Genomic DNA, 13,564 nt, shown 5'->3' with positions numbered 1-13,564 from the left:
ATCGTGGATCAGAGTGCCTGGATGTTGAAATAGGCGGAGCGAACCTGGCTGAGGTCGCCGTTCATCTGCACACGAATGACGGTTCGGCCGGGCCGATCCGACTGCATGCTCAACTGGCTGCCGAAAGAAGCCGCGCGGCCTTGGCTGGCTGACACGCCTCCCACGCCGATGTCGGAAAGATCTCCGCCCAGCGAAATCGCATAATGTTCGGCGTTGCAATTCGTCTCCAGCAGGATTTCCCCGCTCGACGGGTTGGGCGCGTAGGCATCTGTGATGTGGCATATTACTGGAACCGTCACTCGCAGCTGAATGCCCAACGAGGACGCATTGGCTGCGTTCAGCGGCACTAATGCCGCTGCGAACGCAGCAATCACGGTTCCAGCTAACTTAGCACGCATGGCAAACACCTCCGACGCCCCCGGGATACCGGTAGTTGCTGAAACGGAGATTTATCGGCGTGGTTAATAGCCCGTAAGAATTATTGTTGCGTCTCGGCAAATTGAGATCGAGCCCCGATATCAGTGTCGGTTCCAGAGCACTTTGAATGGTAAGCGCAAGAAACCGCGTCGCATATTCGCGTGGGGCCTGATTGGAGTTAACCGCCATGACCGGCCGGATTGTCCCATATTCGCCGACAATGGCCTCTATCTTGAGATTCGGCCAAACGGATCTAACCATCGGTCCTTGTCCTATCGACGCGGTCGATCCCGCAGAACTTTTAGCTGTGCTCAAGAAGATCAACACGGCGGGCAAGCGCGAAACGGCGGTGCGTACCAGGGCGTTTGCCAGCCGCGTATGTCGGCACGGGGTACTATGGCATGCATGATCCGGCAGCAATGCGTGGCGGCGCGCGATGTTTGAAGTCCAGGCCGCAAAAATGATGCTAAATGTTTGAGCGTCGCGCGGCTGTTATGAGAGCATCGGCAATGGCGGCGCGGAGCGGTTTTGCGCGAAACTGGTCATCATAGGGGGTTGGTCGCTTGGGCAGGCCGTCGCTGCGCGGGGTCAGCCCATTGAGCCAGTTATACTGATCGGTAATGCCCCACAGCACGATGTCGCCCAACTGCGGATAGCTCAGCATGCAGTCCAGATACGCTCGGGCATAGTCGGCCACCTGCGCGTCGCGCTCGGCCGTCGGGGCGGGCAGCTTCTTGTCGCTGACATCCAGCTCGGTGATGTGCAGCTTGTAACCCATCGCGGTGACGGCATCGAGAAAACGCCGCCACGCCCGTTCGTCGCGCGCAGCGAAGGGGGCGCTCTTGGCACCACCGGGGTCACCGATATGGCCCTGGATTCCCAGCGCGTCCACCGGCACGCCGCGCTTGCGAAACCCTTCGAGCAGTTCGAGTACGGCGGGCACATGGCGCGGGCTACCAGGCTCCCAGGACATGAAATCATTATACACCAACTCGGCCTCGGGCGCGGCCGCGCGTGCGGCGCGGAAGGCCAGGTCTACTGCCTCTTGCGGGCTGAGATGCTGCGTCAGCGGGGTTGTGCGGTAATCCCCGGTTTCCGGATCGATCGCCTCGTTGACCACGTCATAGCTCAGGATGCGGCGGCCATAATGGCTGCAGACCGTGGTCACATGCTCCTCGATCAGCCGTGCGGCCTCGCTGGCGGGCTTCGATCCGTAATCATGCGTGGCGACCCATTCGGGGGTGTATTGCGGGTGGTGCCACAACAGGGTGTGCCCGCGAAACGCCATGCCGTTGGCTTCCGCAAAGGCCAGTAACCGGTCGGCGGGGGCAAAATCGAACGATCCTGCGCCACCACGGCGCAACACGCTCCACTTGAGTTCGTTTTCGGGGGTCATGACGCCGCATTCCGCTGCCATGATCGCGCGATAGGCCGGATCGTCGAAAGAGCGGGTGAGCGGCCCGCCATGGCCTCCGCCGATCGCAGAGCCGAAACGCCGACCCGAAAGCCCTGCCAGCACGTCGAGCGACGGCCCGATGGCAGGTTCGGCCCAGGCGGTGCGCGGCAGCAGCGCCGCTGCCCCCGCTCCGGCCAGCAGCGTACGGCGTGTGCAATCGACCATCACTTTTTCTCCTTGCGGGATGAAATGCGTACCCAGTCCACATCGATCGATCCGGCCGGGCTTGGGGCATGGGTGAAGGTAAACAGCCCGGGCCGCGACCCGCGCCACCATGAGAAAGGCGCCAGTTGCAGCGCCTTGCCAAAGGGAGAGAAGCGCCGTCCGTCCGCGCTCCAGCTGTAATGCGCCCGCTGGTCGGGACCGACCTCGACGCGGAACAGCGCGGTGGCGGGGAGCGGCTCGCCCAGCGTTTCAACGCCTTCGCTGGCAAAGGCGAGCCGGGTGACGCCGCCTTCGCGCACCGCGCCGATCCAGGTCGGGCGGACGCCGAACATGGTCAGCCCGGCGCGTTGTCCATCGGCCATCCGCCGCAGGTCGATCCGCGTGGTGGCGACCATCTGCGGGCCGGTGAGCATCTGGGTCAGCGTGTTGCGCGCGTGAGTGAGATAGCGCGCGTGGCCCGCCGACAGCCGCAGCCAGCCCGGCCGGTCTGCCAGCGACCACCGGCGGTCGTCCGGATTATGGTTCCACTGCCATTGCAGCCCCAGCCTGCGGCCGCTGAACTCGTCGGATGCCTGCAGCGCAAAGCGCGGCGATGATGCGGGCACATCGGGCGCGGTAGCGCTCGCCACGGGGCGATTGAACGCATCGCCCATCATCGGCCAGCCATCTTCCCAGCGCACCGGCTCCAGCCAGGTGATGCGCCCGAACGCGCCGGTCGAGTTGAAATGGACGAACCAACCCTGGCCCGAGGGTGTTTCCACGTAGCCGCCCTGGTGCGGGCCTTTGACCTCGGCGGTGGGCAGCAGCACATCGCGCCACTCATATGGACCGGTGATGCGGCGGGATCGGCCGACGGCCTGCGGGCCGGTGCTCACCCCGCCAATCGGCGCAAAGATATAGTAATATCCGTCGCGCTTGTAGAGCTTGGGGCCCTCCAGCACGGGAAGCCGCTGCCTGTCCTCGGCCACCACGATGCCTTGGTCGAGCACGCGCGTGCCGTCCGCGGACATGCGGTGGAGGATCAACGGGCCTGCCCCGACACGTCCGTGGATCAGCCATGCGCTGCCATCGTCATCCCAGAACGGGCAGGGATCTTCGAGGCCTGGCCCTGCGATGACCTGGATTGGGGCGCTCCACGGACCGCGCGGATCAGTCGCGGTCATCATGAAGATGCCCTCGTCCGGGGTGGCGACATAGACGAAGAATTTTCCGGCATGGTGGCGGATCGACGGAGCCCAGGTTCCGCTGGCATAGCGGGTGCCGCCGATCGGCTTGGAAATCGCATCGGTCAGCGTGTGCGGCCCAGGCATGTCATAGGCGGGATCGAACGGCAGCCGCGGCAGGACATGGCCGATGATCCGCCAACTCACCAGATCGGCCGATTCGAGCACCGGGATGCCCGGCGACAGGTGGAAGCTCGACGAGACCATGTAATAGCGGTCGCCTACGCGGATCACATCGGGGTCCGAATAGTCGGCCCAGATGATCGGGTTCGCATACTGCCGGCTGGCCGGGGGCGTGGCTGTGGCGGATGTCGCCCCGCCCAGAGCCAGCGCCAGCGCCAGCGAGTATACGAGGTTTGACCGCATGATCCTCACGCCCCCAGCATGTTGCCATAGCCGATGACGATCGTCGCCATCACCAGCAGCGCGACACCCGACCAGACCATCGCCTTGATGCGGCCCGGCGCGTCGCGCCATTCGCGCAGGGCAAAGCCCCACACGGTCCCGAAGATGATGATCGAGGCCATGTGCAACGTCCAGGACGAGAAGCCCAGCCGGCCCATCTGGCTTTCCCCCATCGTGTAGAAGAAGAACTGGAAATACCACGTCGTCCCTGCCAGCGCGCACAGCCCGAAATTCGCGAGCAGCGGAATGGCGGGTTGCAGCGCTGCGGACGGATTGGCTGCAGCCGGTGCAGGCACCTCCGTCGCGACATCTGCAGAGCGTCCCACCCATTGCCCGGCGCTGCGATTGCGCAGGATCAGAAAGGCGCACCACAGGCCGTTGGTGACCAGGCCCCCCGCCATGATCAGGCACAGCACGGGCAGGCCGGTCCACAACGGGCCGGTGCCATGCGCGGCCGAAACCGCCTTGACCGGTTCGCCTGCCGCCAGCCCAAAGGCGAAGCACGAGGACATGACGCCGCTGAAGATCGCCACGCCGATTCCCTTGCGGAAGTTGAACTCGGCCACCGCATCAGCCTTTTGCGCATCGGTCAGGCTGGCGTCCTTGCGCGCGCCGGCGATGGCAACGACGATGATCCCTGCGAGCGTGATGGCGAGCCCGGCCAGAATGATGTTGCCGCTGAGGCTGTCGAGCAGCTTGGACTGGAAGTCTCCCTGGAACAGCGGCGGAATCAATGTCCCGAACACCGTGCACAGCCCCAGCACCACCGCCATCCCCAGCGACAGGCCCAGATAGCGCATGGTCAGCCCATAGGTCAGCCCGCCAAAGCCCCACAACATGCCGAACACCACCGGCCAGATGATCGCGGCATCGGGCGCCTCCCGAAAGACCATCAGCAGATCGTTGGTCTGCAGCGATGCGAACAGCCAGGGCGCGATCGCCCAGGAAAACAGCCCTCCGGTCAGCCAGTAGATTTCCCACGACCAGCCGCGCACCGCGCGATAGGGCACATAGAAGCTCGCCGAGGCAAAACCCCCAAGCCAGTGATAAAGCACGCCGATCAGCGGATTGGGGGTCATGATGTCAGGTCCAGTCCCAGGCGATAGAAACGGTTGGCATTGCCGGCAAACAGGGCGCGAATCTGTGCGTCAGGCAGATCGCGTACCGCCTCCAGATAGCTGTCGAGAATGGCATCGAACCCGCCGAACAGCCGGTCGGTGGGAAAGTCGCTGGCGATCATGCAGCGCTCTGGCCCGAACAGGTCGATCGTCCGGCGCAGGCGGTCGCGGACCCTGGATGGGTCGAGCGGCCGGAAGACAAAGCCGAAGCCGGACAGCTTGACCGAAACCTGGGGCAGGGCGGCGAGTGGTTGCATGCCGTCGCGCCAGTCCGCCTCGCCATCGACCCCCATGCCAGCATGATTGATGCACACCGGGACATCCGGGTGCTGCTGCAGCAAACGAGCGAGCCCCGGCATCTGGCCGGGATAGCATTGCAGATCGAACGACAGGCCATGCGAGGCAAGCCGGGCAAAGCCGCTTTGCCAGGCAGCATCGCCGGTGACGTCGCGTGCGGTGTAGGTGCGATCCGGATCGTGGTGCCAGTTGACGATATGGCGGATGCCGCGGACATTGGCGTGCGCAGCATGGGCTGCGAGCAGATCGTCGACATCGCTCTGGGCCAGATCGGCAAAGGCGATGATCGCATTGGGCATGCCGTGCGCGTCGGCGGTCGCCTGCAGCCATTCGGATTCGGCCAGCGCGTCGCGTGGATCGGCACCGGCATCGACATGGACCATGCCCCGCACATCCCAGCCACCTGCTTCCACCAGATAGTCGGCAAGCGTGTAGTCCTGGGCGATGGCCGCAACCGGGCCGTTGGGCCCGCCGTCATCGAACGGCGGGGTCAGCCAGGGATAGCGCAAGCGTGAGAGCTGCCAGAAATGCACATGGGCATCGACAAATGGCGGGCGGTCCAATCTCGCTCCTCTCGTCCTCAATGGCCGCCCCGTCTGCGGGGTCGGCGTGCGCGTGTCAGAAGGTTGTCCGGCCTCCCGAGGTGTCGAAGGTCGACGCCGTGGTAAAGGTGCATTCTTCCGATGCCATGAAGCAGACCATCGCCGCCGATTCCTCGACCCGGCCCAGCCGCCCCATCGGAATGCGCGACAGCATATAGTCGATCTGGCTCTGGGGCAGCTGCTCCAGGATCGGGCTTTCGAAGGTGGCGGGGGTAAGCGCGTTGGCGACGATGCCCTTGCCGGCGAGTTCCTTGCCCACGCTCTTGGTAAAGCCGATCACCGCTGCCTTGGTGGCCGAATAGGCGCTGGCATTGGGGTTGCCCTCCTTGCCGGCGACGGACGAGATGTTGACGATCCGGCCATAGCCGTTGGCCAGCATCAGCGGGATGACCGACCGGTTGGAATGGAAGACGCCGTGAAGGTTGACATCGACAACCTGCCGCCAGCTATCCACCGGATATTGGTGCGCAGGCGCCGTGGCGCCGGTGATGCCAGCCGAGCAGACCAGGATATCGATGTGCGCCATCGCGGCGACCGAGGCCTCGACCGCCGCCTCGACCGCGGCCAGATCACCGACATCCACCTGGCTGACACTGGTCGCGCCGATCGCGGTCGCCGCCTCGGCCAAGGCATCGGCGTTACTGTCCCACAGTGAAACCTGGCCACCTTCCGCGACGATGCGCTCTGCCACCGCAAAGCCCAGGCCCGAGGCACCACCAGTAATGACCGCGCAACGGCCTGCGAAACGTCCGGAAAACACGCTCACGCCAGCGCTGCCAGGTCGAAGGCCACGACTCGCTGGCGCTGTTCGCCCAGGCCTGTGATGCCCAGCCGCATCTCGTCGCCGGGCTGCAGGAATATCTGGTCAGGCTTCTGGCCCTCGCCGACGCCAGGCGGCGTGCCGGTGATCAGCAGATCGCCAGGGTGCAGGGTTATGAAGCGGCTGACATAGGCGATGCATTCGGCGACGGGGAAAATCATCGTCCCCGTGTTCCCGGTCTGCATCCGCTGGCCGTTGACGTCGAGAAACATGTCGAGCGCCTGGCAATCGGCGATCTCGTCGGGGGTGACCAGCCACGGGCCGACCGGGCCGAAGGTGTCGCAGCCCTTGCCCTTGTCCCACTGGCTGCCGAGTTCCTTCTGAAAGGCGCGCTCGGAGACGTCGTTGACCAGCACAAAACCTGCAACATGCGCCAGGGCTTCGGCCTCGGGCACGTAGCGGCAGGTCTTGCCGATCACCACGCCCAGCTCGACCTCCCAGTCGGTCTTGCGCGAGCGATCGGGGATCATGACATCATCATTAGGGCCGTTGAGGCACGAAATCGCCTTGGTGAAGAAGATCGGCTCGGGCGGCGGCTCGAGCCCGGCTTCACGCGCGTGATCGGCATAGTTGAGGCCGATGGCGAGGAACTTGCCGATCCCGGCGACGGGGACGCCATAGCGCGGCGTGCCCTCCACCAGCGGCAAGGTGTCGGGGTCGAGCGCTGCAAGCGTGGAGATCGCGTCGACCGTGAGGTCGTCGATAACCCCGGACAGGTTTCGCAAACGACCCGTGGCATCGACCAATCCGGGTTTTTCAGAGCCCTTGGGCCCATAGCGGCATAGTTTCATGTTCAACTCGTCAATTGGAGTAGGGGCGGTGAAGGGGGACATCGGGGTTGAGCTCAACCCCGAACCCCGGCTTGTCCAGAGCGCTCGCCTTGATGCGTCCGTTGTGCGGCACCGGCTCGCTCAGCAATTGTGGGGCGAACATCGGCACGACCTCCGTCGGGCCAGGGTGCATCATCAGGAATTCCGCGAAGGGCGAATTGTGGCGGGTCACGACAAAGTGATAGCTGTAGACGCTCGATCCATGCGGGACGACGAGCTTGCCGCGCGCATCGGCCAGCGCGGAAATCTTGATGAGCTCGGTGATGCCGCCGCACCAGCCCACATCGGGCTGGATGATGTCGCAGCAGTCCATCTCCAGCAGCATGCGAAAGCCCCAGCGCGTGGCTTCATGCTCGCCGCAGGTCACCAGCATGCCCTTGGGCACATTGCGCTTGAGTTCGGCATAGCCCCAGTAATCGTCCGGGCTGATTGCCTCCTCGATCCACTTGAGGCCATGGGCGTGGCAGGCATGCGCCAGCCGGGTGGCGTAATCCACGTCGAGCGCCATCCAGCAATCGTACATCAGCCAGAAATCGTCGCCGCACCTGGCGCGCATGTCGGCCAGCAGCGCGACATTCTTCTTGAGCCCCTCGTCACCCTCCGCCGGGCCGTGGTGCAGCGGCAGCTTGCCGCCGATAAAGCCGAGATCGCGCGCGATGTCAGGGCGGGCGCCGGTCGCGTAGAATTGCAGCTCGTCGCGAACCGCGCCGCCGAGCAGGTGATAGACCGGTTCCTGCCGCAGCTTGCCCAGCAAATCCCACAACGCCAGATCGATCGCCGAGATCGCGTTCACGACCAGCCCCTTGCGCCCGTAATATTGGGTCGAGAAATACATCTGGTCCCAGATGCGTTCAAAGTCTGCAGGGTTCTGACCGATCAGGAAGCGCGACAGGTGGCGCTCGACGATGAACGCCGCAGGTTCCCCCCCGGTGGTGACCGCAAAGCCAACTGTTCCGTCGCTCGCTTCCAGCTCCACCACCAGCGTGCCCAGCACATTGATGCCGAAGCTCTGGCGCGACGCGCGATATTCGGGGTACCGTGCCATGGGCGTTGCGATATGATCGTCGATCCAGTGGCCAGCGCCCTGGTCGTGATAGTCCGCGCCGCCACCGCGCGCGGTAAACGCACGAACAGCAACGATTTTTGGAAAGGGAATCACGACAGACCGACACCGGCCACGGCGGGCACACAAGCGCCATCATCAACGCGGTCTAACGGAGCCCTCATAATACCCTCTTTCATATTGTGAGATTGAATGCTAATTTATGGGAGTAATGACGTCAATGGCTGAGGATCAGAAAAATGGCACCGGCGGTAGCCAGACCCTATTGCGGGGGCTCGACGTGATCGAGGCATGCGCCGATGGTCCGATCCAGCTGGCAGCGCTGGCGGACAAGCTGGGGCTGACCCGGTCCACCACGCACAGGCTCGCGAACGCCTTGATCGACCGGCGATATCTCGCATCGGTGCCTCGGCGCGGCTACACTCTGGGCCCCGAACTGCTCAAGCTGGGCTTTTTGGCGCAGCGCCAGACCGATGTGGTGCAGACGGCGCGGCCGCATCTCGAAGAACTGGCCAAGCTGTCAGGCGATACGGTGCACCTGGGCGTGCTCGATCACGACCGTGCGCTTTACCTCGACAAGATCGCCGGACAGCGGCGGATCGATATCCGCAGCCGTATTGGCGACCGCCACCCGCTGACGTCTACCGGTCTGGGCAAGGCGCTGCTGATCGATGACAAGCCACCGCGTTGGCTGGCGCTGTTCGAGCAGGACCAGGCGGCGGGCGCCTTTCCGATCGAGCGCGATCTGTGGCTCGAACGGATGAAGACCTACGCCGCAAGCGGCCATGCCTTCGATCTGGAAGAGAATGAGGATGCCATCCGCTGTGTCGCTGCCCCCGTGCGCGATTCGAGCGGACGGATCGTCGCCGCGATCAGCGTGTCGAGCGCGGCGCAGTATATGGACGACGAGCGCATCCAGGCTTTGGTGGTCGATGTCCGCCAGACGGCGGAAGCCATCGCCCGGGATCTGGGGTGGAGCGATAGATGAACCTGCTGGCCGGGCAGACAGTTTTGGTGACAGGGGGTGCCAGTGGCATCGGCCGTGCGATCGCGCTCGGCGCAGCGCGGGCAGGGGCCGACGTGGCGGTGTTCGACAAGGACCCGGCGCAGGCGCTGGTCGCGCAGATTGAGGCGCTCGGTCGCAAGGCCCTGACGGTCACCGGCGATGTCGCCGAACCCGGCGAGGCGGAACGATTCGTGCGTGAGGCGGTCATCGCCCTGGGGCGGGTCGATGTGTTTGTCAGCAATGCCGGCATCTGCCCGTTTCACAGCTTTCTGGATATGCCTGCCGAAGTCTTCGAGCGCACCGCGCGCGTCAATCTGCATGGCGCGTTCCATATGGTCCAGGCCGCTGCCAATGCGATGGTCGCAGGCGGGCGGGGCGGCGCGATCATTGCGGTCTCCTCGATCTCGGCGCTGGTCGGCGGCGAGTTCCAGACCCATTACACCCCGACCAAGGCGGGGGTGCATTCGCTGATGCAGTCCGCCGCGATCGCTTTGGGGCGGCATGGCATTCGCTGCAATTCGGTGCTGCCCGGCACGATCCTCACCGACATCAACAAGGATGACCTTGCCGACGAAGGCAAGCGGGCACGGATGGCGGCGCGTGTTCCGCTGGGCCGGCTGGGAGAGCCCGACGATCTGGTGGGCCCGACGCTTTTCCTCGCATCGGACATGGCACGCTATGTCACCGGTGCGGCGCTGCTGGTGGACGGCGGCGCTTTCGTAAACCTGCAATGACTGCCGCGGCATCCACGCTGGATTATCGCGCACTGGCCCGTGCACGGCTTCCGCATTTCCTGTTCGAATATATCGATGGCGGCTCTTATGCCGAGGTCACGCTGCAACGAAATGTAACCGATCTGGCGGAGGTTGCCCTGCGCCAGCGGGTGATGACCGATGTGTCGGCGATCGATCTTTCGACCGAGCTGTTCGGCCAGCGTCTGGCCATGCCGGTGGCACTCGCACCCGTGGGGCTCGCGGGGATGAACGCCCGGCGCGGCGAGGTGCAGGCCGCGCGCGCCGCGCAGGCGGCGGGCGTGCCGTTCTGCCTTTCCACCGTGTCGGTCTGTCCGCTGGCAGAGGTCGCCGCAGCCGCCGCTCCGTTCTGGTTCCAGCTGTACATGATCCGCGACCGCGCGTTCATGATCGACCTGATCGATCAAGCCAGGGCGGCCGGCTGTTCGGCGCTGGTCTTCACGGTCGACATGCCGGTACCCGGATCACGCTATCGCGATCTGCGTTCGGGCCTTGCGGGAGCCGCAGGGATGGCAGGGTCGCTCCGGCGGGCCTGGCAGGCTGCTCGGCGGCCGGGCTGGGCCTGGGACGTCGGGCTGCAAGGGCGTCCGCACCATCTGGGCAATGTCGCCCCGGTGCTCGGCAGCAACAGCGGGCTCGAGGATTTTCTCGGCTGGATGCGCAACAATTTCGACCCCACGGTGACATGGCGCGATCTCGAATTTGTGCGCTCGCGATGGGACGGCCCGTTGATCGTCAAGGGGATTCTCGATCCCGACGATGCCCGGCTTGCAGCCGATCATGGCGCCGATGGCATCATCGTGTCCAACCATGGCGGTCGGCAGCTTGATGGGGTCCTGTCGAGCGCCAAGGCGTTGCCGCCGATCGCCGATGCGGTGGGCGGCCGCGTGACGGTGCTGGCAGACAGCGGGGTACGATCCGGACTGGACGTGGTGCGCATGTTGGCACTGGGAGCAGATGGCGTGCTGCTGGGGCGGGCCTGGGCTTATGCGCTCGCGGCAGCAGGAGAACAGGGTGTGAGACATATGCTGGGGCTGATCGAAGCGGAAATGCGCGTGGCAATGGCGTTGACCGGGTGCACGAACATTCCGGCGATCACGCGGGACATTCTGGCGTGATCGTCCGCCTGCTGCTGGCGGCATGCCTGTTGCTGGGATCTGCAAGCGCCGAAGCGAAGATTGACCGCAAGGCCCTGATTTCGCGCCATGATGTCCATCTCACCAGCGTCGACCCGCATGCGCCGGTGATGATCGGCAATGGCGAACTGGGCTTTACTGCCGACATCACCGGGCTGCAGACGTTTCCGGAGGCCTACGCGCCGCAATCGCCGCTGCTGACCATGGCGCAATGGGCCTGGCACAGCTTCGCCAATCCGCGCGGATGGACCGCCGCCGATGGCGATGCGCAGGTGCCGGTGCAGGGCAGGGGGACGCTGTCTTATGCCTGGTTTCGTGATTTCTCGATGCTCAAGGACCGTCCCGCGCTGGTCTGGCTGCGGGAAAATCCGCACCGCTTTTCGCTGGCGCGGATCAGCCTGAAGCTGACCCGGCGCGATGGTTCGGCTGCCGTGCTCAGCGATCTGACCGCCACCCGCCAGCGGCTTGACCTGTGGCGTGGAGTCCTGATCAGCCGGTTCGTGTTCGATGGCGCGCCAGTGACGGTCGAAACCCGCGTAGCGGCGGCATCCGATGTCGTGCTCGTCTCCGTGCGCTCGCCGTTGGTGGCGACGGGGCGGGTGGCGGTCAGCGTTACCTATCCGGGAGTGAAGGCACCGCTCAATCCCGACCCGTCCGACTGGGAATCGCCGGAAGGCCATGCAACGCAAATCGTCCGGGCGACGGCGCAGGCGGTGCAGGTGCGGCGGACGATCGACAGCACCGATTATGACAGCAACCTGTCTGCGCCGGGGGGCCGCATCTCCGCCGATGGTGTGCATCGATTCACGATCCTCGGCTCGGGGCAGCGTCTGGTCGCGACCGTTGGGTTCGGAAAGGCTGCATCAGCGCTGCAACCCTTCGATGGTATGACCAAGGCTGCGGACAAGGCCTGGATCGATTACTGGCGCACCGGGGGTGTCATCGACTTTTCGGGCAGCACCGATCCGCGCGCGCATGAACTGGAACGCCGGGTGGTGCTGTCGCAATATCTGGCGCGCATCAACCAGGCTGGCGGCGTTCCGCCGCAGGAAGAGGGTCTGTTCTCCAATAGTTGGAACGGCAAGTTCCATCTGGAAATGGCGATCTGGCACGCCGGACATTTTGCAACATGGGGGCGCGCACAATTGCTCGACCGCATGCTGGCATGGCATCTGGAGCATCTGCCGCAGGCACGGGCGCTGGCGACCAGCCGGGGTGTGAAGGGGGCGTGGTGGCCCAAGATGACAGGGCCGGAAGGGCGTGAAAGCCCCAGCCCGATCAACCCCTTCATCATGTGGCAGCAACCGCATCCCATCTTCCTCGCAGAGCTACGCCGCCGCGCGACCGCCGATCGCGAAGCGACCGCGCTCTATGGAGTGTTGGTCGAGGATACGGCCGACCTGCTGGCCAGCTGGCCCTTGCCCGATGGGACGTCGCGGGTCGCACTGGGGCCGCCGATCGTGCCGGTGCAGGAGAACCACGATCCGCTGACCACACGAGATCCGACGTTCGAGCTCGAATACTGGCGCTGGGCGCTGACGATCGCCCAGCAATGGCGGGAACGGCGCGGATTGCCCCGCAAGGCGGAATGGGACCGCGTGATAGCAGCGTTGCCGGCACCGGCCCAGGCTGATGGCTTGTATCTGCCCGTTCCTGGCAAACCACGATTCTGGCAGGATACCGCAGGCCGCTGCCGCAAAGACGCAACCCCGGCCGGATGCCTCAACCGCGACCATCCTTCATTCCTGATGGCTTTTGGCCTGATCCCCGGGCAGGCCATCGACCCTGCCGTGATGCACGCCACGCTCAAGGCGGTCGAAAGCCATTGGGATCTGCGCCAGACCTGGGGTTGGGATTTCCCGATGATCGCCATGACGGCAGCGCGGCTCGGGGATCCCGAAGCAGCGGTCGACTGGCTGTTTGCCGATCAGTTGAACAACCGTTGGGGAGTCACCGGCATGACGCCGCGAGTCGAGGTAGAGCCTCATGCCACGGGCGGACCGGATGGTATCGGTACCAAAAGGGTCGCTGACACCTACTTCCCGTCAAATGGTTCGCTTCTGCTGGCTGTCGGCATGATGGCAGCCGGCTGGGACGGCGCACCACGCAAAGCGCCCGGTTTTCCGCGCAAAGGCTGGCAGGTGCGGGTCGAGAACATCACACCTCTGCCCTGAAAATTCGCTTCCTGAGGCGAGATGTTGACGCTACCAATTTTATCTGTTAGGACATCATCCCATCATATGGGATTTGTTGGCGCTGGTTCGCGTAGCATTT

13 protein-coding genes are annotated in these 13,564 nt (G+C 64.6%); 5 read left to right on the top strand and 8 right to left on the bottom strand.

Annotated elements, in window-relative coordinates; genetic code table 11:
- Window positions 1-8: 8 nt before the first annotated feature.
- Window positions 9-398, bottom strand: a complete 390-nt coding sequence (locus BSY18_RS09425) for a hypothetical protein (RefSeq protein WP_054136600.1) — start codon at window positions 396-398, stop codon at window positions 9-11.
- 206 nt (window positions 399-604) lie between these two features.
- On the opposite strand from BSY18_RS09425, the gene BSY18_RS21650 reads away from it, so the two are divergent.
- Window positions 605-826, top strand: a complete 222-nt coding sequence (locus tag BSY18_RS21650) for a phage integrase central domain-containing protein (protein WP_442856575.1) — start codon at window positions 605-607, stop codon at window positions 824-826.
- Window positions 827-883: 57 nt separating this feature from the next.
- Here the strand turns inward: BSY18_RS21650 and BSY18_RS09420 are convergent, their stop codons facing one another.
- From BSY18_RS09420 to rhmD, 7 genes are read right to left on the bottom strand one after another with little or no spacing between them, the layout of a single operon-like run.
- Complete coding sequence (locus BSY18_RS09420) at window positions 884-2,038, bottom strand: endo-1,4-beta-xylanase (protein ID WP_069050418.1); 1,155 nt, start codon at window positions 2,036-2,038, stop codon at window positions 884-886.
- Window positions 2,038-3,627 (bottom strand): glycoside hydrolase family 43 protein, encoded by a 1,590-nt coding sequence (locus BSY18_RS09415; RefSeq protein WP_069050417.1) that lies wholly within the window; start codon window positions 3,625-3,627, stop codon window positions 2,038-2,040. The genes BSY18_RS09420 and BSY18_RS09415 overlap by 1 nt, the downstream gene beginning before the upstream one ends.
- Window positions 3,628-3,632: 5 nt before the next feature.
- Window positions 3,633-4,745, bottom strand: coding sequence for an L-rhamnose/proton symporter RhaT (gene rhaT, locus BSY18_RS09410; protein ID WP_069050416.1), 1,113 nt, complete (start codon window positions 4,743-4,745; stop codon window positions 3,633-3,635).
- Window positions 4,742-5,644: an amidohydrolase family protein gene (locus tag BSY18_RS09405; protein ID WP_069050415.1), complete on the bottom strand. Its 903-nt coding sequence runs from the start codon at window positions 5,642-5,644 to the stop codon at window positions 4,742-4,744. Before BSY18_RS09405 ends, rhaT begins: the two co-directional genes overlap by 4 nt.
- Before the next feature lie 55 nt (window positions 5,645-5,699).
- Window positions 5,700-6,449: an SDR family NAD(P)-dependent oxidoreductase gene (locus tag BSY18_RS09400; RefSeq protein WP_069050414.1), complete on the bottom strand. Its 750-nt coding sequence runs from the start codon at window positions 6,447-6,449 to the stop codon at window positions 5,700-5,702.
- Entirely contained in the window at window positions 6,446-7,294 is an 849-nt protein-coding gene (locus tag BSY18_RS09395; RefSeq protein WP_069050413.1) for a fumarylacetoacetate hydrolase family protein, read from the bottom strand. Before BSY18_RS09395 ends, BSY18_RS09400 begins: the two co-directional genes overlap by 4 nt.
- A 10-nt stretch (window positions 7,295-7,304) precedes the next feature.
- Window positions 7,305-8,489: an L-rhamnonate dehydratase gene (rhmD, locus tag BSY18_RS09390; protein ID WP_150126381.1), complete on the bottom strand. Its 1,185-nt coding sequence runs from the start codon at window positions 8,487-8,489 to the stop codon at window positions 7,305-7,307.
- A gap of 118 nt (window positions 8,490-8,607) precedes the next feature.
- On the opposite strand from rhmD, the gene BSY18_RS09385 reads away from it, so the two are divergent.
- From BSY18_RS09385 to BSY18_RS09370, 4 genes are read left to right on the top strand one after another with little or no spacing between them, the layout of a single operon-like run.
- Entirely contained in the window at window positions 8,608-9,384 is a 777-nt protein-coding gene (locus BSY18_RS09385; protein WP_117353184.1) for an IclR family transcriptional regulator, read from the top strand.
- Window positions 9,381-10,136 (top strand): SDR family NAD(P)-dependent oxidoreductase, encoded by a 756-nt coding sequence (locus BSY18_RS09380; RefSeq protein WP_054136591.1) that lies wholly within the window; start codon window positions 9,381-9,383, stop codon window positions 10,134-10,136. Before BSY18_RS09385 ends, BSY18_RS09380 begins: the two co-directional genes overlap by 4 nt.
- On the top strand, window positions 10,133-11,272 hold the full coding sequence (lldD, locus tag BSY18_RS09375) for an FMN-dependent L-lactate dehydrogenase LldD (RefSeq protein ID WP_069050411.1): 1,140 nt from the start codon (window positions 10,133-10,135) through the stop codon (window positions 11,270-11,272). Before BSY18_RS09380 ends, lldD begins: the two co-directional genes overlap by 4 nt.
- Entirely contained in the window at window positions 11,269-13,464 is a 2,196-nt protein-coding gene (locus BSY18_RS09370; RefSeq protein ID WP_236823499.1) for a hypothetical protein, read from the top strand. The genes lldD and BSY18_RS09370 overlap by 4 nt, the downstream gene beginning before the upstream one ends.
- Window positions 13,465-13,564: the final 100 nt, after the last annotated feature.

Source organism: Blastomonas sp. RAC04 (assembly GCF_001713435.1).
Classification (GTDB): Bacteria; Pseudomonadota; Alphaproteobacteria; order Sphingomonadales; family Sphingomonadaceae; genus Blastomonas; species Blastomonas fulva.
Note: the sequence above shows the minus strand (reverse complement) of the source record. Positions and strands in the feature narration are given on the sequence as shown.